Annotated in this window: 1 protein-coding gene; it reads left to right on the forward strand. The window is 68.4% G+C overall.

The genetic code is table 11. The features are described 5' to 3' along the window. Nucleotides 1-1,188 (forward strand): IS4 family transposase (locus NFU81_RS03765; protein ID WP_251484983.1); only part of this gene is annotated, 1,188 nt, incomplete at both ends.

Genomic DNA, 1,188 nt, shown 5'->3' on the forward strand with positions numbered 1-1,188 from the left:
GGGGCTTGTTCGCCCCCGGTCATCTGGGGGAACTCACCCAGATCGTGCCGTTCGAGATGGTCGATGCCGTTCTCGCCGAGACCGGTGCGGCCCAGCGCAGGCTGCGGAAGCTTCCGGCCCGGGTGGTGGTCTACCTGTTGCTGGCGGCTGCCTTGTTCGAGGAGTGCGGCTACCTGGCCGTCTGGCGCAAGCTCACCGCCGCGCTGGACCCGCTGCCGGTTGTGAAGATCACCGGGGCGGCTTTGTGGGACGCCCGGACCCGGCTGGGAGTACGGCCGATGCAGGCCCTGTTCGACCTGCTGCGCGGGCCGGCCTGCGCGATCCGCACCCCGACAGCCCGCTTCAAAGGGTTGCTTACCGTCGCGATCGACGGCACCTACCTCGACGTCCCCGACAGCCCCCTGCACCGGGCGCGCCTGGGCAGGGGCACCAACCAGTACGCGACCTCCGGCTACCCGCAGATCTGTCTGAGCGCGCTGGTGGCCTGCGGCACCCGCGCGGTCCTGGACGCAGCCTTCGGCCCGCGGTCCAGTGGCGAGAGCGTCTATGGCAAGCGGCTGATGCGCTCCGTGCACGCGGGCATGATCGTGCTGCTGGACCGCGGTTTCTCCTCCAACGCGTTACTGGCCGCGGTCGCCGCCACCCGGGGAGCCTTCCTCGTCCGTGTCACAGCCACCCGCAAACCTGCGGTCCTGGTCCGCTACGACGACGGCTCGTTCCTTTCCCGCTTCGGTGACCTGAAGGTCCGCATCATCGAATGCGAGATCACCATCACCACCGGCCAGGGCCGACACAGCGGCTTCTACCGGCTGGCCACCAACCTCTTGGACCACCACCGCTACCCGGCATCCGACCTGGTCGGCCTCTACCACGAGCGGTGGGAAGTGGAGACCGCCTACTTCGCGATCAAGAAGTCGATGCTCGGCCGACGGGTCCTGCGCTCCCAGACCTGGGCCGGCATCGCCCAGGAGATCTACGCCCTGCTCGCGACCTACCAGGCGATCCGGATCGCGATCGCCGACGCAACCGAATCAACAACCGGCACCGATCCGGACCGGGCCAGCTTCACCATCGCCCTCGAAACCGCCCGCGACCAGGTCATCCAGGCCAACGGCATCATCGCCGGCACCACCATCGACCTTGTCGGCACCATCGGACGAGCAGTCCTGAACCACCTCATGCCCGCCC

Origin of the sequence: Actinacidiphila cocklensis (genome assembly GCF_907177275.1) — a bacterium.
GTDB classification, from domain to species: domain Bacteria; phylum Actinomycetota; class Actinomycetes; order Streptomycetales; family Streptomycetaceae; genus Actinacidiphila; species Actinacidiphila cocklensis.